Annotated in this window: 16 protein-coding genes; 5 read left to right on the top strand and 11 right to left on the bottom strand. The window is 54.4% G+C overall.

Annotated elements, in window-relative coordinates; translation table 11 throughout:
- Positions 1-4: 4 nt before the first annotated feature.
- The 7 genes from rffC to trxA form a co-directional block, all read right to left on the bottom strand.
- Positions 5-682 carry a dTDP-4-amino-4,6-dideoxy-D-galactose acyltransferase gene (rffC, locus tag ACJ9Y9_RS23140; protein WP_028018205.1) on the bottom strand — a complete coding sequence of 226 codons (678 nt, stop codon included), beginning with the start codon at positions 680-682 and terminating at the stop codon, positions 5-7.
- Positions 679-1,941, bottom strand: coding sequence for a UDP-N-acetyl-D-mannosamine dehydrogenase (gene wecC, locus ACJ9Y9_RS23145; RefSeq protein ID WP_028018206.1), 1,263 nt, complete (start codon positions 1,939-1,941; stop codon positions 679-681). The genes rffC and wecC overlap by 4 nt, the downstream gene beginning before the upstream one ends.
- On the bottom strand, positions 1,938-3,068 hold the full coding sequence (gene wecB / locus ACJ9Y9_RS23150) for a non-hydrolyzing UDP-N-acetylglucosamine 2-epimerase (RefSeq protein ID WP_028018207.1): 1,131 nt from the start codon (positions 3,066-3,068) through the stop codon (positions 1,938-1,940). The genes wecC and wecB overlap by 4 nt, the downstream gene beginning before the upstream one ends.
- Before the next feature lie 56 nt (positions 3,069-3,124).
- A complete protein-coding gene (wzzE, locus tag ACJ9Y9_RS23155; protein ID WP_028018208.1) occupies positions 3,125-4,171 on the bottom strand; it encodes an ECA polysaccharide chain length modulation protein in 1,047 nt (348 codons plus the stop codon).
- A 13-nt stretch (positions 4,172-4,184) separates the two neighbouring features.
- Positions 4,185-5,288: a UDP-N-acetylglucosamine--undecaprenyl-phosphate N-acetylglucosaminephosphotransferase gene (wecA, locus tag ACJ9Y9_RS23160; protein ID WP_028018209.1), complete on the bottom strand. Its 1,104-nt coding sequence runs from the start codon at positions 5,286-5,288 to the stop codon at positions 4,185-4,187.
- A gap of 242 nt (positions 5,289-5,530) precedes the next feature.
- Complete coding sequence (gene rho / locus ACJ9Y9_RS23165) at positions 5,531-6,790, bottom strand: transcription termination factor Rho (protein ID WP_001054528.1); 1,260 nt, start codon at positions 6,788-6,790, stop codon at positions 5,531-5,533.
- A gap of 345 nt (positions 6,791-7,135) precedes the next feature.
- Positions 7,136-7,465 (bottom strand): thioredoxin TrxA, encoded by a 330-nt coding sequence (trxA, locus tag ACJ9Y9_RS23170; RefSeq protein ID WP_006179218.1) that lies wholly within the window; start codon positions 7,463-7,465, stop codon positions 7,136-7,138.
- Between the two features lie 144 nt (positions 7,466-7,609).
- Between trxA and rhlB the strand changes: the two genes are divergently transcribed.
- Together rhlB and gppA are read left to right on the top strand one after the other, a co-directional pair.
- The gene (gene rhlB, locus ACJ9Y9_RS23175; RefSeq protein ID WP_028018210.1) at positions 7,610-8,875 is read left to right on the top strand and encodes an ATP-dependent RNA helicase RhlB; all 1,266 of its coding nucleotides are present in this window, start codon (positions 7,610-7,612) and stop codon (positions 8,873-8,875) included.
- Positions 8,876-8,881: 6 nt separating this feature from the next.
- Entirely contained in the window at positions 8,882-10,366 is a 1,485-nt protein-coding gene (gene gppA, locus ACJ9Y9_RS23180; protein ID WP_028018211.1) for a guanosine-5'-triphosphate,3'-diphosphate diphosphatase, read from the top strand.
- Between the two features lie 51 nt (positions 10,367-10,417).
- Here gppA and rep read toward each other — a convergent pair whose 3' ends face one another.
- Positions 10,418-12,442, bottom strand: coding sequence for a DNA helicase Rep (gene rep / locus ACJ9Y9_RS23185; protein ID WP_028018212.1), 2,025 nt, complete (start codon positions 12,440-12,442; stop codon positions 10,418-10,420).
- Between the two features lie 112 nt (positions 12,443-12,554).
- Here rep and ppiC (ACJ9Y9_RS23190) point away from each other — a divergent pair, with 112 nt between their 5' ends.
- Positions 12,555-12,836, top strand: coding sequence for a peptidylprolyl isomerase PpiC (gene ppiC, locus ACJ9Y9_RS23190; RefSeq protein ID WP_028018213.1), 282 nt, complete (start codon positions 12,555-12,557; stop codon positions 12,834-12,836).
- Between the two features lie 50 nt (positions 12,837-12,886).
- The gene (ppiC, locus tag ACJ9Y9_RS23195) at positions 12,887-13,168 is read left to right on the top strand and encodes a peptidylprolyl isomerase PpiC (protein ID WP_023309650.1); all 282 of its coding nucleotides are present in this window, start codon (positions 12,887-12,889) and stop codon (positions 13,166-13,168) included.
- An 85-nt stretch (positions 13,169-13,253) separates the two neighbouring features.
- Here the strand turns inward: ppiC (ACJ9Y9_RS23195) and ilvC are convergent, their stop codons facing one another.
- Positions 13,254-14,729, bottom strand: a complete 1,476-nt coding sequence (gene ilvC / locus ACJ9Y9_RS23200) for a ketol-acid reductoisomerase (protein ID WP_021242831.1) — start codon at positions 14,727-14,729, stop codon at positions 13,254-13,256.
- Positions 14,730-14,881: 152 nt separating this feature from the next.
- Here ilvC and ilvY point away from each other — a divergent pair, with 152 nt between their 5' ends.
- The gene (ilvY, locus tag ACJ9Y9_RS23205; protein ID WP_028018214.1) at positions 14,882-15,772 is read left to right on the top strand and encodes an HTH-type transcriptional activator IlvY; all 891 of its coding nucleotides are present in this window, start codon (positions 14,882-14,884) and stop codon (positions 15,770-15,772) included.
- Here the strand turns inward: ilvY and ilvA are convergent.
- The gene (gene ilvA, locus ACJ9Y9_RS23210; protein ID WP_028018215.1) at positions 15,769-17,313 is read right to left on the bottom strand and encodes a threonine ammonia-lyase, biosynthetic; all 1,545 of its coding nucleotides are present in this window, start codon (positions 17,311-17,313) and stop codon (positions 15,769-15,771) included. The two genes, ilvY and ilvA, sit on opposite strands and share 4 nt — an antisense overlap.
- Before the next feature lie 2 nt (positions 17,314-17,315).
- Positions 17,316-19,166: a dihydroxy-acid dehydratase gene (gene ilvD / locus ACJ9Y9_RS23215; RefSeq protein WP_028018216.1), complete on the bottom strand. Its 1,851-nt coding sequence runs from the start codon at positions 19,164-19,166 to the stop codon at positions 17,316-17,318.
- Positions 19,167-19,213 lie beyond the last annotated feature (47 nt).

The raw sequence follows: 19,213 nt of genomic DNA on the forward strand, positions 1-19,213 counted from the left end.
CTTGTCACCTGTATAACCAGTAGGCGGTGGCGTCGATGTTGGCACCACTCGCAATATAACGTTTAAGCGCAGCGGTGTTGCCCACCTGGGTCGCCACCCGCAGCGTCGAAACCTGCTGCTGTTGCGCCCAGTGCATCGCCGCCTGCATGAGTTTTTCACCCATGCCACGCCCGGCTAATAAGCCAATACGCGCCTCACGCTCGTTGAGCTTACGCAGAGAGACGAACCCCTGGATTTGACCGTCTCCAGCACGAAAAACCAGGCAGACGTGGTCAAAGGTGCCTTTGACCGCATTCTCCACCCACTGCGCGTAGAAACGACCGCTGTCGTCAGGCGCGTACCAGGGCGTGCGAAAACGGCTCTGAGCAAACGCCCGAACCGCCATCTGACGCAGCACGGGAATATCCTGTTCGGTTGCAAATTCCGCGCCTGACGCATCATGCCGGGTGAGCGTTATAGAAAGATCGACCTCACCTTCAACCAGCTTAAAGCCGTGTTGCTGGAGCGCATCAAGCAGGTCAGCACGGTCTGCTGGGATCTTAGCCTGAACCCTCTGCCAGGCAGTAAAGTCAGATTCCGTCAGTGCCGGCGCATTATCGCGCAGACGCACAATAGCCGAAGGTAGACCGAAAAAGGTACTCTCCCAGTTCAGGGGTTCAAGCACCCCATTCAGGCTACTCAACGCCAGACACCTTTGGTATCAACAATATACTGCTGACGAACAGCAGCGCCGGACGTCGCTTTAAATTCTTTATGATCCACCAGCAGCACCAGCACATCCGCCGTCGCCAGCGCATCCTCCAGCACGGTCAGCGTACAGTGTCCTGCCAGTTTTGCCGGCAACTCATGAATATTCGGTTCGACCACCAGCGTTTCGCCCTTGTGCCATCCGGCAATCATCTCAGCAATTTCCATTGCCGGGCTTTCACGCAAATCATCAATGTTCGGTTTAAATGCCAGACCAAAGCAGGCAATTTTCAGTTCACTGGCGCGCTTGCCGCTCTCTGCCAGACAATCCGCAACCGTGGTTTTAACCTGATTGAGAACCCAGTGAGGTTTGCTGTCGTTCACTTCACGCGCGGTGCGAATCAGACGTGCCTGCGCCGGGTTTTGCGCCACGATAAACCACGGATCGACGGCGATACAGTGACCGCCCACGCCAGGGCCTGGCTGCAGAATGTTGACGCGCGGATGGCGATTCGCCAGGCTGATTAACTCCCAGACGTTAATCCCCTGATCGGCGCAGATCAGCGACAACTCATTCGCAAACGCGATATTGACGTCACGGAAGCTGTTTTCCGTCAGCTTGCACATCTCGGCGGTGCGGGAGTTAGTCACCACGCATTCGCCTTCAAGGAAAATCTTGTACAGCGCGCTGGCACGTTCGGAACAGACTGGCGTCATACCGCCAATCACGCGGTCGTTTTTAATCAGTTCGACCATGACCTGCCCCGGCAGCACGCGCTCCGGACAGTAGGCAATATTGACATCGGCCTGCTCACCCGCCTGCTGCGGGAAGCTTAAATCAGGTCGCGCTTCAGCCAGCCACTGCGCCATCAGCTCGGTTGCCCCAACCGGAGAAGTTGATTCCAGGATCACCAGCGCCCCTTTCTTCAGCACAGGCGCAATGGATTTCGCCGCCGACTCGACGAAGGCCATGTCGGGCTCGTGGTCGCCTTTAAATGGCGTTGGAACAGCAATCAGGTACGCATCAGCTTCAACAGGCGTCGTGCTGGCACGCAGGAAGCCCCCCTCAACCGCCTCTTTCACCACGCGATCAAGATCGGGCTCCACAATATGAATTTCGCCACGGTTAATGGTTTCTACCGCACGCGCGTTGATATCCACACCGACAACCTGCTTTTGACGGGAGGCAAACGCTGCCGCAGTAGGCAAGCCAATATAGCCAAGACCAATGACAGAGATGGTAGTAAAACTCATAGCGATATCCGATTGTGTTTAAGTGCATGCAAAATACGACCACAAGCCTGCCCGTCTCCGTACGGATTATGGGCCCGGCTCATCGCCTGATACTCTTCATCGTCGTGCAGCAGGCGCGTGACCTCTTCGACGATCAACTGTGTGTCGGTGCCGACCAGGCGTACCGTTCCCGCTTTGACGGCTTCCGGACGCTCGGTCGTTTCACGCATCACCAGAACGGGCTTGCCAAGGGACGGAGCTTCTTCCTGAATGCCACCGGAATCGGTGAGGATCAACCAGGCATGATTCATCAACCAGACAAACGGCATGTAATCCTGAGGTTCAATGAGAAGGACATTTTCGACATGACCCAGGATGCGGTTGACGGGCTCGCTAACATTTGGGTTGAGATGCACCGGATAAACAATCTGTACATCGTCGTTCTGCGCGGCGATTTCAGCCAGTGCATGACAGATTTGCTCAAAGCCCCGACCAAAGCTTTCACGACGGTGACCAGTGACCAGAATGGTTTTTTTGCCATTGTGCAGGAAGGGGTAACGGGCAGCGAGGTCCTTCTGCAGATCGTTGTTTGCCAGTACACGGTCGCGTACCCAGATCAACGCATCAATGACCGTATTGCCGGTTACAAAGATTTTGTTATCAGCGATATTTTCACGCAGCAAGTTCTGACGCGAGTTTTCGGTTGGCGCAAAGTGGTACATGGCCAGATGACCGGTGAGCGTGCGGTTGGCCTCTTCCGGCCATGGGGAATATAGGTTTCCGGTACGCAGACCCGCCTCAACATGACCGACGGGAATACGCTGGTAAAACGCAGCCAGACTTGTCGCCACGGTGGTGGTGGTGTCACCGTGAACCAGTACAACGTCAGGTTTGAATGACTCCAGAATCGGCTTGAGCTCTTGCAGAATCCGGCAGGTTATCTCGGTCAACCCTTGCCCCGGCTTCATAATATTGAGGTCATAATCCGGGACGATGGAAAAGAGCGTTAAGACCTGATCGAGCATCTCACGGTGTTGGGCTGTGACGCACACTTTCGCTTCAATATCAGGATCATTGGCCAGCGCGTGAACCAGAGGTGCCATCTTAATGGCCTCCGGCCTGGTGCCAAATACGGTAAGTACTTTCACATCGATTCTCTTCGATTAGACGATGAAGGCCTTAGCCTTCATCGTAGACGGCGTTCTTAGTTTGTGCGACGACGCGTTAACGCCACGCCAGCGCCCGTCAGTGCGCCTACAATCCCCCACATGATCATCAGGAATGCACGACGCGGACTATCGCGTTTTACAGGTTCTTCAGGCGTTCGCAAATAACGATAGGTCTGAAAACGCGGGTCCAGCGTTGGACCAACATTCAGGGTAGTGAGCATCGCGCGGTTTTGATCGTAGTCGAGGTCAAAATCAGGGCCAACGGCCTGGAGGTTTTCCAGACGAGCCTGCAGCATTGGGCGACCAAGCAGGAACATCTCAGAATCAGGCAATTCATCAGCCGGGACATCCGTCTCAGTGCGGGAAATATTGCGCTGCTCCGCAATTTTCAGCGCCTGTTCAATATTGTGTACACGGCGAGAGAAAATGGCTTTTGCCACCTCTTCCTGACGTTTTACCTGGGCTTTCATCTGGATGGTACGAGCCGCCCAGGCACCTTTAAGCTCTTCATTCAGATGGCTTGCGGCACGCTGGCTGGCAAACGCGACATACTGGCGCAACAGGTTGTTGGCATCCGGTGCCGTTTCCGCAACCAGTTTGACGCTGTCATTAACGTTACGCAGCGCATCACCCGGCGTAAACTGGATGTTGTTTATCAGGTCATCCAAAAACGCGGCATCCGCTTTGCTGTTGCCCACCATACGCTGCTTGTAATAATCCGTCTGACTCCAGAAATCGCGGCGTGTATCCCACGAGGCCAGTTGCATCACAAACTCTTTGTATGCCTCATCCATGACGGAAGCCTGATCGGGTGTCGTCAGATTCGCCTTGATATCCAGATTACGCAGGAACTGCTGCTGGGAATAAAACCCGCCGAGCATGTTAACCGTTGGTCTGTCTGTAATTGCTGTGGCGCTCCACTCTTGTTTTGCAAAGAAGGTGTAGGCCAGCGCTAACAGTGCGAACCCCAGCGCGATCCCAGCAATCCAGAGTTTGCCTGCCCATAACACGCGAAACAAACCCCGAATATCCAGTTCATTCTCAGTTACCACTGATTTCGCTCCCGCCAACGGTTGAGTCATCATAGTCCCGGTTTTACTTAGTTAATGTTGTGTTTTTGTCATTGTTACGACGCATCCTGCGTTTCAGACGTTTAATGAATCGCGCCACTTTCCATGCGCGCTTAATACAGTAGCCATACAGGAAGAATGCTAGCAAGAATAATGCCAACATAACCCACTCAGGAATAATATGAGAATATTCCGCAGCTACGCCAATTGCTGCCAGAATAGCGGCGGCCAGGGTGATCAGAACAAACGCCTGACGTGAAGTAAAACCCGCGCGCATGATGAGATGATGAATATGCTGGCGATCAGGAGAGAAAGGACTCATCCCTTTACGCAGACGACGATACATAATCGCCACCATATCCATTAATGGAATGGCAATAATCCACAGTGCTGTTACCGGGCTAATTGGGTGGGTTTCACCCTGTGTGGTTTCCAGCAAAATCCAGATAACGGTAAAACCGATCAACGTACTGCCCGCATCGCCCATAAAGACTTTATAGCGGCGGCCAAGCGCACCAAGGTTTAAAAGGATATAAGGGAGGATGGCGGCAATCATGGCAAAACACCACATTGCCAGACTGTACTGGCCATCAAACCACAAAATAATGCCGATAGCGGCGAACGAGACGGAAGACAATCCACCGAGCAGGCCGTCAATCCCATCTACCATGTTGAAAGCATTGATCGCCGCCCAGACGGCAAAGAGTGTCAGGAAGAAGCCAAATGGACCCAGGACTAACTCCCAGGGACCAAACACATAGCCGAGACTCCGGAGATACAGCCCACCGACAACCATCATAATTACGCCAATCCCCGCCTGAACGGTGGCGCGTATTTTTACCGCGATATCAAATCGGTCATCAAGGGCCCCGATCAGCACCAGAACACCGGCACAGGCGATGTAGAGAGCGGCATGCGGGATATAATAATCGGCAATGCCAAACGTGAAGCAAATCCCTGCATAAACAGAAATCCCGCCGACCAAAGGAATAAGTCCCTGATGACGTTTACGAAAATTAGGTTTATCCACCAACCCTATTCGCTTTGCCACCTTACGGGCGATGAACAAAAAACAGGTTGTGAATAAAAAAATACTGATCAGTTCAGTAACGGCGGTGAATAGATTCACAATGGATTGCTCTCAACAAATGTTAGTCCCGGAAGTATAACCATGAAGCCACTGCCTCAGAAGTAATAAAGATGGCCTCTTACAACTCCCTTTGTATATTTTTCAATCAATTATTTATTTGACTGCACAAACGGTTCTATTGTCGCACCGACCGGTCAAAATTGGGAGTAGGTGATACTAGCGTATAGTCCATAAAAGAAAAACGCCACGTAAAAACGTGGCGTTCACTGGCTTTATTTGCGTTACGAGCGTTTCATCATGTCGAAGAAATCGTCGTTGGTTTTGGTCATCGCCAGTTTATTAATGAGGAACTCCATTGCATCGATTTCACCCATTGGATGGATGATTTTGCGCAGGATCCACATTTTCTGCAGCTCTTCCTGTGTGGTGAGCAGCTCTTCTTTACGGGTACCGGAACGGTTGTAATCGATAGCCGGGAAGACGCGTTTTTCTGCAATCTTACGAGAGAGGTGCAGTTCCATGTTGCCTGTACCTTTAAACTCTTCGTAGATAACTTCGTCCATTTTGGAGCCGGTATCGATCAGCGCCGTCGCGATGATGGTCAGGCTGCCGCCCTCTTCCACGTTACGTGCAGCACCGAAGAAACGCTTCGGACGATGCAGGGCGTTGGCATCCACACCACCGGTCAATACTTTACCGGAAGCCGGAACCACGGTGTTGTACGCACGGGCCAGACGCGTAATGGAGTCGAGCAGGATGATCACGTCTTTCTTGTGCTCAACCAGGCGTTTCGCCTTCTCAATAACCATTTCCGCAACCTGAACGTGACGAGATGCAGGTTCGTCAAAGGTAGAAGCCACAACTTCACCTTTAACCAGACGCTGCATCTCCGTTACTTCTTCCGGACGTTCGTCAATCAGCAGCACCATCAGCACACAGTCTGGGTGGTTATAGGCGATGCTCTGCGCGATGTTCTGCAGCAGCATGGTTTTACCCGCTTTTGGCGGTGCCACAATCAGACCACGCTGACCACGACCAATTGGTGATGCCAGGTCCAGAACACGCGCAGTTAAGTCTTCGGTAGAACCGTTACCACGCTCCATGCGCAGGCGAGAATTCGCGTGCAGCGGCGTTAAGTTCTCAAAGAGGATCTTGTTACGTGAGTTTTCTGGTTTGTCGTAGTTAACTTCATTAACTTTCAACAGCGCAAAGTAGCGTTCACCCTCTTTAGGAGGACGAATCTTACCTGAAATGGTGTCACCAGTGCGGAGGTTGAAACGGCGGATTTGGCTAGGGGATACGTAGATGTCGTCAGGGCCGGCGAGGTAGGAGCTGTCTGCAGAGCGGAGGAAACCAAATCCGTCTTGCAATATCTCCAGCACACCGTCGCCAAAGATATCTTCGCCACTCTTCGCGTGCTGCTTCAGGATGGCGAAAATGATGTCCTGCTTGCGCATACGAGCCTGGTTTTCCAGCCCCATATTTTCGCCGAGAGTGATCAGCTCAGAAACCGGCGTATTCTTTAATTCGGTAAGATTCATAATGGTGTGGGTTCTTAAACTCGGGGTGATTCTCGAACTTAATGTTGTGAATGGTATGGCAGGGTCATCCATGCCTGTTTAGCGGCCATCAACTCATGTCTGTTCGCTGTCTGGTCACAGGGAAAGAACGCAGAACTGAAACGACAAGACGGATTGAGTGACAAGCCCGGAATTTAGCCACTTCACGCACTGTATAAGTCAACAACGGGAAGTATCGGGTAAAACAAGATTCAAACAACAAGATATGTTTAAAACGAAGTCATAGCTAACTTAGCACGACTTCAGCCGGGCGTCCAGAGTTCCTCATCATTTAGCCGGGAGCTCTGAACGCACAGCGGAGAAACCTTACGCCAGGTTAGCGTCGAGGAACTCTTTCAGTTGACCTTTGGACAGCGCGCCCACTTTGGTCGCCGCCACTTCGCCGTTTTTGAACAGCAGCAGGGTCGGAATGCCACGGATACCGTATTTTGGTGCGGTGCCCGGGTTCTGGTCGATGTTCAGCTTGGCAACGGTCAGTTTGCCCTGATATTCGTCGGCGATCTCATCCAGAATCGGGGCGATCATTTTGCAAGGACCACACCATTCAGCCCAGAAATCGACGAGGATCAGCCCGTCAGCCTTAAGTACGTCCGTGTCAAAACTGTCGTCAGTCAGGTGAATAATTTTATCGCTCATATATAACTCCACAGGAATAAGCCTGGTACGTTGGTTTTGTCTCCACCAACGACGTGTTGATGTCGCATTAACCAACTAAAGGTTGACTTTATTTCACCGGATACGCTTTCGTAAAGCAATAGTAAGCTGATATTCTACCACACTATGAGCAAAACACATTTAACAGAACAGAAGTTTTCCGACTTCGCCCTGCACCCAAAGGTGACGGAAGCCCTTGAAAAAAAAGGGTTTCATAACTGCACGCCCATTCAGGCCCTCGCGCTGCCGCTAACGCTGGCCGGTCGCGATGTTGCAGGGCAGGCGCAAACCGGTACTGGCAAAACGATGGCGTTCTTAACGTCAACGTTTCATTATTTACTTTCTCATCCAGCGATTGCAGACCGCAAAGTTAACCAGCCGCGTGCGCTAATTATGGCCCCAACGCGAGAACTGGCGGTACAGATCCATGCAGACGCTGAGCCCCTGGCGCAGGCTACCGGCCTGAAGCTTGGCCTGGCCTATGGCGGCGACGGCTACGATAAACAGCTTAAAGTGCTGGAAAGCGGTGTGGATATCCTGATCGGTACCACGGGCCGCCTCATTGATTACGCAAAACAGAACCACATTAACCTCGGTGCCATCCAGGTTGTGGTGCTGGATGAAGCTGACCGTATGTACGATCTGGGCTTCATTAAAGACATCCGCTGGCTGTTCCGTCGCATGCCTCCGGCAAATCAGCGTCTGAACATGCTGTTCTCCGCGACCCTTTCTTATCGCGTACGTGAGCTGGCGTTCGAGCAGATGAACAACGCCGAATACGTGGAAGTGGAGCCCGAGCAGAAAACAGGTCACCGCATTAAAGAAGAGCTCTTCTATCCATCTAATGAAGAGAAAATGCGTCTGCTGCAAACGCTGATCGAAGAAGAGTGGCCAGACCGCGCCATTATTTTCGCGAACACCAAACACCGCTGCGAAGACATCTGGGGTCATCTGGCTGCAGACGGTCACCGTGTTGGCCTGCTGACCGGCGATGTGGCGCAGAAAAAACGCCTGCGTATTCTTGAAGAATTTACCCGTGGCGATCTCGATATTCTGGTCGCAACCGACGTGGCAGCACGTGGTTTACACATTCCAGCCGTGACGCACGTCTTTAACTATGACCTGCCAGATGACTGCGAAGACTATGTTCACCGTATCGGTCGTACCGGTCGTGCGGGCGCAAGCGGTCACTCTATTAGCCTTGCGTGTGAAGAGTATGCGCTGAATCTTCCAGCCATTGAGACCTACATCGGTCACTCTATTCCGCAGAGCAAATACAATCCGGAAGCGCTGCTAAGCGAACTGCCGCCGCCTAAGCGCCTTACCCGCGCCCGCTCCGGCAATGGCCCGCGTCGCTCTGGCGCACCGCGTAATCGTCGTCGTTCAGGTTAAGAAAATATGCTCAGTTCCACCTCGCTTTATGCGGCAATTGATCTCGGTTCGAATAGTTTTCATATGCTGGTTGTGCGCGAGGTGGCGGGAAGCATACAAACGCTGACGCGTATTAAGCGCAAGGTCCGCCTCGCGGCGGGCCTGAGCAGCGATAACCACCTATCCCATGAAGCCATGGAACGTGGCTGGCAGTGTCTGCGGCTCTTTGCTGAGCGTCTGCAGGATATCCCGCATTCCCAAATTACCGTTGTCGCCACGGCGACGCTCCGCCTGGCAGTTAACGCCGTAGATTTTATTGCTAAAGCGCAGGAAATTCTGGGGTGTCCGGTTCAGGTTATCAGCGGTGAAGAAGAAGCCCGCCTGATCTATCAGGGCGTTGCCCATACGACAGGAGGTGACGATCGCCGTCTGGTCGTGGATATCGGCGGTGCCAGCACCGAACTCGTGACCGGCACCGGCGCCCAAGCAACGTCACTGTTCAGCCTGTCGATGGGCTGCGTGACCTGGCTTGAGCGCTACTTCACTGACCGGAATCTGGGGAAAGAAAACTTCGACGAGGCGGAGAATGCCGCACGCGAGGTGTTGCGTCCGGTCATGGATGAACTTCGTTATCACGGCTGGAAAGTCTGCGTGGGTGCTTCTGGCACTGTGCAGGCCTTGCAGGAAATCATGATGGCGCAGGGAATGGATGAGCGGATCACGCTTGCCAAGCTCCAGCAGCTTAAACAGCGCGCTATTCAGTGTGGGCGGCTGGAAGAGCTTGAAATTGAAGGCCTGACGCTTGAACGTGCGCTGGTTTTCCCGAGCGGGCTGGCCATTCTGATTGCGATTTTCACCGAGCTAAACATTCAGTGTATGACGCTGGCTGGCGGCGCACTGCGAGAAGGCCTGGTCTATGGGATGTTGCATCTGTCGGTTGATCAGGACATTCGCAGCCGTACTCTGCGCAACGTGCAGCGTCGTTTTCTGGTTGATATCGACCAGGCGGGTCGTGTGGCGCAACTGGCATCACGCTTCGCCGATCAGGTTGCTACCGGCTGGGATCTTGACCCTTTGAGCCGTGATTTATTGCTGAGTGCCTGCGCGCTACATGAAGTGGGGCTGAGCATTGATTTCAAACAGGCCCCTGTTCATGCGGCCTATCTGGTACGTAACCTCGATTTACCGGGCTACACGCCTGCACAGAAAAAGTTGCTGGCAACCCTGCTGCTGAACCAGACCAACGCCGTTGACCTCTCCTCTTTACATCAACAAAACGCCGTACCGCCACGCGTGGCCGAGCATCTGTGTCGTCTGCTACGTCTGGCGATTTTGTTTGCCAGCCGCCGCCGCGATGATTTGCTACCTGCCATCAATCTGGTCGCTGATGGCGAGAAGCTTTCGCTGACGTTACCGGAAAACTGGATTGATAATCATCCACTTGGGGCAGAGATGATCGAACAGGAGTGCCAGTGGCAGAGTTATGTACACTGGGTTCTTGAAGTGAAGTAATACCCTGAGCATTGCCGGGTGGCGGTTTCGCCATACCCGGCCTTCGAATAATTATCCTTTCTCTTTGGCTTTTGCCAGCATCGCACGAATGTTCGCCACGTTAGCCTGCCCCTTGTGCATCCGCTCTTCTGCCGTAATCACTTTGCGCTCCTGCTCCCAGATCAGATCGTCCTGCGGTAGCTCCAGCAGGAAACGACTCGGTTCCGGACGCACCAGTTCGCCATACTGACGGCGCTCTTTGCACAGTGTAAATGTCAGCTCCTTCTGCGCACGGGTGATCCCGACATAGGCCAGACGGCGTTCCTCGTCGACGTTATCTTCATCAATGCTGCTCTGGTGCGGCAGCAAACCTTCTTCCATACCGACCAGATATACATACGGGAACTCCAGTCCTTTTGACGCGTGTAACGTCATCAGCTGAACCTGGTCAGCCTCTTCCTCGCTCTCGCCACGCTCCATCATGTCGCGAAGGGTAAAGCGGGTGACCACCTGAGTCAGGGTCATTGGCTCATCTATCTCCGAGCCTTCCAGCATCTCTGTCATCCAGCTAAACAGCTGGTTGACGTTTTTCATCCGCATCTCAGCTGCCTTCGGGCTGGCGGAGGTTTCGTACAACCAGGATTCGTAATCAATACCGTGAATGAGATCGCGTACTGCCGCGACAGGTTCACGTTCCGCAAGGCGTTGCACTTCACCCAGCCAGTGGGTGAAACGGGTTAACGAATCGTAACCACGTCCGGTCAGCGTCTGACTCAGCCCCATATCAAAGCTGGCGGTAAACAGGCTTTTGTTGCGGGTCATCGCCCATTCGCCAAGCTTTTGTAGTGTCGCCGGGCCGATCTCACGTTTCGGGGTGTTCACGATGCGCAGAAACGCGCTGTCATCATCCGGGTTGGTGAGCACGCGCAGATAGGCCAGCAGATCCTTGATTTCAGGACGCGAGAAGAACGACGTACCACCCGAAATTTTGTAGGGGATGCGGTTTTGCATCAGCATCTTTTCAAAGACGCGCGACTGGTGGTTACCGCGATACAGGATGGCGTAATCCTTGTACTCGGTTTTATTCACGAAGTGGTGGGCAATGAGCTCGCCGGTAACGCGTTCAGCCTCATGCTCTTCATTATTGGCACTGAGCACTTTCAGCTCGGTGCCGTAACCCAGTTCGGAGAACAGACGCTTCTCAAACACATGCGGGTTATTGGCGATCAGGATATTCGCCGACTTGAGGATACGCCCGGAAGAACGGTAGTTTTGCTCCAGCTTAATCACCTGCAACGCAGGAAAATCTTTGCTTAACAACACCAGGTTTTGTGGACGCGCACCGCGCCAGGAGTAAATTGACTGGTCATCGTCACCCACCACGGTGAAACGCGCGCGCTGCCCCACCAGCAGCTTCACCAGTTCGTACTGGCTGGTGTTGGTATCCTGATATTCATCCACCAGCAGGTAGCGGATCTTGTTCTGCCAGCGTTCACGTACCTCTTCATTACGCTGAAGCAGCAGCGTTGGCAGGAGGATCAGATCGTCGAAATCCAATACGTTGCACGCTTTCATATGCGCGTCGTACAGACCATAACAGTGTGCGAAGATCCGATCCCGTTCGCCCTTCGCACTCGCTGCCGCCTGTGCAGGCGTCATCAGATCGTTTTTCCAGTTTGAGATCGTCGAGATCAGCTGTTGCAGCAGAACTTTGTCGTCTTCGATCAGGCCTTCGGTGAGCTCTTTGAGCAACGCCACCTGGTCAGTGTCATCGAAAAGAGAGAAGTTAGACTTCATCCCCAGTGCGGCGTATTCGCGTTTAATGATATCCAGCCCCAGGGTATGGAAGGTGGAGATCATCAGCCCGCGCGCCTCTTTGCGCCCCAGCGTCTGGCCAACACGCTCTTTCATCTCGCGCGCTGCTTTATTGGTAAATGTCACCGCCGCAATGTGGCGTGCCTGATAGCCACACCCACGAATTAAGTGGGCGATTTTATTCGTGATCACGCGGGTTTTACCGGAACCCGCCCCTGCCAGCACCAGGCATGGTCCAGTAACGAATTCGACCGCTTGTTGTTGTCCAGGGTTTAAACGCATGGGAATATTGCTCAATCTTCGAACGGGGTGTGGATTGTAGCAGAAAGCCGGGCGCAGATTTACCGGCTAATGATAAAGTGGAGAAATCGCGTTTAACCCGTAGAGCAGAACCATGAAAAAGAGCGCAGCAGCCCTGCATATTCTGGTAAAAGAACAGAAACTGGCCCAGGAGATCCTTGCCAAGCTGGAGCGCGGCATCAGCTTTGATCATCTGGCAAAGCGCTACTCTAAATGTCCGTCCGGACGCAATGGCGGGGATCTCGGGGAATTTCAACAAGGTGCGATGGTCGGCCCGTTCGATCAGGCAGTCTTTAGCTGCCCGCTCCTGAAGCCCTACGGCCCGGTAAAAACCAAATTTGGCTACCATATCATTAAGGTGCTGTATCGCCGCTGACGCGTGGTATATTGCGCCCCGATTTATTTCAACCAATTCAAGGCACGATCATGGCAAAAACAGCAGCAGCAGTGCACATCCTCGTTAAAGAAGAGAAACTGGCTTTGGATCTTCTGGAGCAGATTAAGAACGGTGCCGACTTCGGTAAGCTGGCGAAGAAGCACTCCATCTGCCCATCAGGCAAACGCGGTGGTGACTTAGGTGAATTCCGTCAGGGTCAGATGGTTCCGGCGTTCGACAAAGTGGTCTTCTCTTGCCCGGTACTGGAGCCAACCGGCCCGCTGCACACGCAGTTCGGTTATCACATTATTAAGGTTCTGTATCGCAAATAAAAAGCCGGGTAGCGGCTGCGCCTTACCCGGCTTACGTCTTAGCGTTTTGTAAGTCGGGTAAGCGAAGCGCCACCCGACAAGGTTGTTAACCCGCTACCGCGATACGTTTCATATCGGTCATGTAGCCACGCAGTTTGTGACCCACTTTCTCGATCTGATGGCTGCGAATCGCTTCGTTCACATCGCGCAGTTGCGCGTTATCCACGGCTCCTTCTGCAATCGCTTTACCCAGATCGCCCGTCTGCAGCGTAGTCATGAACTCTTTCAGCAGCGGTACGCAAGCGTAAGAGAACAGGTAGTTACCATACTCAGCGGTATCAGAGATCACTACGTTCATTTCGTACAGACGCTTACGGGCGATGGTGTTCGCAATCAGCGGCAGCTCGTGCAGTGATTCGTAGTACGCAGACTCTTCGATGATGCCGGAATCCACCATGGTTTCGAACGCCAGCTCAACGCCTGCTTTCACCATGGCAATCATCAGTACGCCTTTATCGAAGTACTCCTGCTCGCCGATTTTACCTTCATACTGTGGCGCGGTTTCAAACGCGGTTTTACCGGTCTCTTCACGCCAGGTCAGCAGTTTCTTATCGTCATTCGCCCAGTCAGCCATCATGCCGGAAGAGAACTCACCGGAGATGATGTCGTCCATATGTTTCTGGAACAGCGGCGCCATGATGGTTTTCAGCTGTTCAGACAATGCGTAAGCACGCAGTTTCGCCGGGTTAGACAGACGGTCCATCATCAGCGTAATACCGCCCTGCTTCAGGGCTTCAGTGATGGTTTCCCAGCCGAATTGAATCAGTTTTTCAGCGTATGCAGGGTCAGTACCCTCTTCCACCAGCTTGTCGAAGCACAGCAGAGAGCCAGCCTGCAGCATGCCGCACAGAATGGTCTGCTCACCCATCAGGTCAGATTTCACTTCTGCAACGAAGGAAGATTCCAGCACGCCCGCACGGTGACCACCGGTTGCGGCAGCCCATGCTTTGGCAATCGCCATACCTTCGCCTTTTGGATCGTTTTCCGGGTGAACCGCGATCAGGGTCGGCACGCCGAAGCCACGTTTGTACTCTTCACGGACTTCCGTACCCGGGCACTTCGGGGCCACCATCACAACGGTGATGTCTTTACGGATCTGCTCGCCCACTTCAACGATGTTGAAACCGTGGGAATAACCCAGCGCCGCGCCATCTTTCATCAGCGGCTGTACGGAACGCACAACGTCAGAGTGCTGTTTGTCTGGCGTCAGGTTAACCACCAGATCCGCCTGCGGGATCAGCTCTTCGTAGGTACCCACTTTAAAGCCGTTTTCGGTCGCTTTACGCCAGGAAGCACGCTTCTCGGCAATCGCTTCTTTACGCAGGGCGTAGGAGATATCCAGACCGGAGTCACGCATGTTCAGGCCCTGGTTCAGACCCTGTGCGCCACAGCCGACAATGACCACTTTTTTACCCTGAAGGTAGCTCGCGCCATCGGCAAATTCGTCGCGCGCCATGAAGCGGCATTTGCCCAGCTGCGCCAGCTGCTGGCGCAAGTTCAGTGTATTAAAGTAGTTAGCCATGGGTGATACCTCGTGATGTTGTGTGTCTTATTGTTCGGTTCGCTGTTCAGCGAGAATGTACCCACATTACAACAGGAAATTCATTGCGGAAATTGATATATTCACAACGTCACGTTGCAATATCTGCAATGTAAAAAAGGGGAGTGACATCAGTGGATTTACGCGATCTGAAAATGTTCCTGCATCTTGCGGAAAGCCGCCACTTTGGCCGCAGCGCCCGGGCGATGCACGTCAGCCCCTCCACGCTTTCGCGGCAAATCCAGCGCCTTGAGGAAGATCTCGGCCAGCCGCTGTTTGTGCGTGATAACCGTACCGTTACCCTCACGGAAGCGGGTGAAGAACTGCGCATTTTTGCCCAGCAGACGCTGTTGCAGTACCAGCAGCTGCGGCACTCGATTGACCAGCAGGGGCCGTCACTTTCCGGCGAGCTGCATATTTTCTGCTCCGTGACCGCCGCCTATAGCCATCTGCCGCCCATTCTCGACCGCTTCCGCGCGGCGCATCCGTCGGTTGAAATTAAGCTCACTACCGGCGACGCCGCCGATGCAATGGAAAAAGTGGTGACTGGCGAAGCGGATCTCGCCATTGCCGGGAAACCCGAAACCTTGCCGGGTGCGGTGGCATTTTCAATGCTGGAGAACCTGGCGGTAGTGCTGATTGCCCCGGCACTGCCCTGCCCGGTGCGTAATCAGGTATCGGTGGAGAAACCGGACTGGTCAACGGTGCCGTTTATCATGGCCGATCAGGGACCGGTACGCCGCCGTATTGAGCTGTGGTTCCGCCGTCAGAAGATCAGCAATCCGTCGATTTACGCAACAGTTGGTGGCCATGAGGCGATGGTCTCAATGGTGGCGCTCGGCTGCGGCGTGGCGCTGCTGCCGGAAGTGGTGCTGGAAAACAGCCCGGAGCCGGTACGTAACCGCGTGATGATTCTGGAACGCAGCGACGAGAAAACACCGTTTGAGCTTGGCGTGTGTGCACAAAAAAAGCGGCTGCATGAGCCGCTTATTGATGCGTTCTGGCAGATCCTGCCAAACCATTAACCCGCGAGGAAGAACCTGAACGCCGGGTTATGCGTCTCATCGTGACAGTCATAGCCCAGTTCGTTCAGCCGCGTTTCGAAATCAGGCTCATGTTCGCCCAGCTCAAACGCGGCCAGCACGCGACCATAGTCCGTGCCGTGGCTGCGGTAGTGGAACAAAGAGATGTTCCAGTGCGTACCCAGCGTATGCAGGAACTTAAGCAGTGCGCCCGGAGATTCCGGAAACTCAAAGCTGAACAGACGTTCCTTGAGCGGTTTCGATGGACGTCCGCCAACCATATAGCGCACATGCAGTTTCGCCATTTCATCATCAGAGAGGTCAACAACGCTGTAGCCACCTTCGTGCAGCAGGCTGAGGATCTCTTTGCGTTCTTCCAGACCGCGACTCAGGCGCACACCGACAAAAATGCAGGCATCTTTGGCGTCAGCAAAACGGTAGTTAAATTCCGTCACTGAGCGGCCGCCGAGCAGCTGGCAGAATTTCAGGAAGCTGCCCTTCTCTTCCGGGATGGTCACCGCCAACAGTGCTTCCCGCTGTTCACCCAGCTCGCAGCGCTCTGAAACATAGCGCAGACCGTGGAAATTAACGTTAGCACCGGAGAGCACATGCGCCAGGCGTTCGCCGCGAATGTTGTGCTGAGCGATGTATTTTTTCATCCCCGCCAGCGCCAGCGCGCCGGACGGTTCCGCCACCGCGCGAACATCCTCGAACAGATCTTTCATCGCCGCGCAGATCGCGTCGCTATCAACCGTGACAATATCGTCAAGATACTCCTGGCACAGGCGGAAGGTCTCATCGCCGATGCGCTTAACAGCCACACCTTCCGCAAACAGCCCGACGCGCGGCAGGTCTACCGGATGACCGGCATCCAGCGCCGCTTTCAGGCAGGCAGAATCTTCCGCTTCAACGGCGATGACTTTGATCTGCGGCATCAGCTGTTTGATCAGCACCGCCACGCCCGCGGCCAGGCCGCCGCCGCCGACCGGTACAAACACGCGGTCAAGATGGGCATCCTGTTGCAGCAGCTCCAGCGCCAGCGTGCCCTGCCCGGCAATCACCATCGGGTGATCGAACGGCGGTACCCAGGTAAACCCCTGCTGCTGCGCCAGCTCAATCGCTTTGGCTTTTGCTTCGTCGAAGTTAGCCCCGTGGAGCAGCACTTCACCGCCAAAACCTCGCACCGCATCGACTTTGATATCTGCGGTAGCGACCGGCATCACGATCAGCGCTTTCAACCCTAAGCGAGCAGAGGAGAATGCGACGCCCTGAGCGTGGTTTCCTGCAGAGGCGGTAATTACGCCGCGTGCTTTTTGCTCGTCGGTTAACCCGGCCATCATCGCGTAGGCCCCGCGCAGCTTAAAACTGTGTACTGGCTGACGGTCTTCGCGCTTCACCAGGATCACGTTATCAAGGCGCGAAGAGAGTTTTTCCATTTTCTGCAGCGGGGTGACCTGCACCGCTTCATAGACCGGCGCGCGTAGCACCGCTCTTAAATATTCCGCCCCCTCAGGGGCGGCAGATAAGGGTTGTGATTCGGCCATCATTAGCCCCCAAGTTTCGATTTATCGCGCACCGCGCCTTTATCTGCACTGGTGGCAAGGCTCGCGTAAGCACGCAGGGCGAAGGAGACTTCACGCTGACGATCTTTCGGCGTCCAGGCTTTGTCGCCGCGCGCTTCTTGCGCCTCACGACGAGCCGCAATTTCCTGGTCGCTGAGCTTCAGCTGAATACCGCGATTTGGAATATCGATTTCGATCAGGTCGCCATCTTCGATAATGGCGATATTGCCGCCACTCGCTGCTTCAGGGGAAACGTGGCCGATGGACAAGCCGGACGTACCGCCAGAGAATCGACCATCAGTGATCAGTGCGCAAGCTTTACCGAGTCCCATGGATTTCAGGAAGGTGGTTGGGTAAAGCATCTCCTGCATACCCGGCCCGCCTTTCGGACCTTCGTAGCGGATCACCACCACATCACCTTCCACCACTTTGCCACCGAGAATCGCCTCTACCGCCTCGTCCTGGCTTTCATACACTTTTGCTGGGCCGGTGAATTTCAGGATGCTGTCGTCCACGCCTGCGGTTTTCACGATGCAGCCGTTTTCCGCAAAGTTACCGTACAGCACAGCCAGACCACCGTCTTTGCTGTAGGCGTGTTCCAGCGAGCGGATGCAGCCTTCAGCGCGGTCATCATCCAGGGTATCCCAGCGGCAGTCCTGCGAGAATGCCTGGGTGGTACGAATACCTGCCGGGCCGGCGCGGAACATCTTTTTCACCGCGTCGTCTTTGGTCAGCATCACGTCGTACTGGTCCAGCGACTCTGGCAGCGTCAGACCAAGCACGTTTTTCACATCACGGTTCAGCAGCCCGGCACGATCCAGTTCGCCCAAAATACCGATTACGCCACCGGCACGGTGCACGTCTTCCATGTGGTACTTCTGGGTACTCGGCGCGACTTTACACAGCTGAGGTACTTTGCGGGAGAGCTTGTCGATGTCGCTCATGGTGAAGTCGATTTCGGCTTCCTGCGCGGCGGCCAGCAGGTGCAGCACAGTGTTGGTGGAACCGCCCATGGCGATATCCAGCGTCATAGCGTTTTCGAACGCCGCTTTGCTGGCGATATTGCGCGGCAGCGCGCTGGCGTCGTCCTGCTCGTAGTAGCGTTTCGTCAGCTCAACAATGCGTTTACCGGCGTTGAGGAACAACTGTTTACGATCGGCGTGGGTCGCCAGCAGCGAGCCGTTGCCCGGCTGCGACAGGCCGAGCGCTTCGGTCAGGCAGTTCATGGAGTTGGCGGTAAACATCCCGGAACAGGAGCCACAGGTCGGGCACGCGGAGCGTTCCACCTGCTCACTCTGCTCATCAGAGACTTTCGGGTCCGCCCCCTGAATCATCGCATCAACCAGGTCGAGCTTGATGATTTTGTCGGAAAGCTTGGTTTTTCCAGCTTCCATAGGGCCGCCGGAGACGAAGATCACCGGAATGTTCAGACGCAGGGAAGCCATCAGCATCCCTGGGGTGATTTTGTCACAGTTGGAGATACAGACCATCGCATCCGCGCAGTGGGCGTTAACCATGTATTCCACTGAGTCGGCGATCAGTTCGCGAGATGGCAGTGAATAGAGCATGCCCCCGTGACCCATCGCAATACCGTCATCCACCGCAATGGTGTTGAACTCTTTCGCCACACCGCCAGAGGCTTCGATTTGCTCGGCAACCAGTTTACCGAGATCGCGCAGGTGCACGTGACCCGGCACAAACTGGGTAAAGGAGTTCACCACGGCGATAATTGGCTTGCCGAAATCGGCGTCGGTCATTCCGGTGGCGCGCCACAGTGCGCGAGCACCCGCCATGTTACGGCCGTGGGTGGTGGTGGCTGAACGATACTTAGGCATGCTTTATTTACTCCCGTCTGACTATTTAAATGGGACGGTGCGTGCCG

Origin of the sequence: Enterobacter sp. CPE_E1241, assembly GCF_045618265.1 — a bacterium.
In the GTDB taxonomy this organism is placed as follows: Bacteria; Pseudomonadota; Gammaproteobacteria; order Enterobacterales; family Enterobacteriaceae; genus Enterobacter; species Enterobacter adelaidei.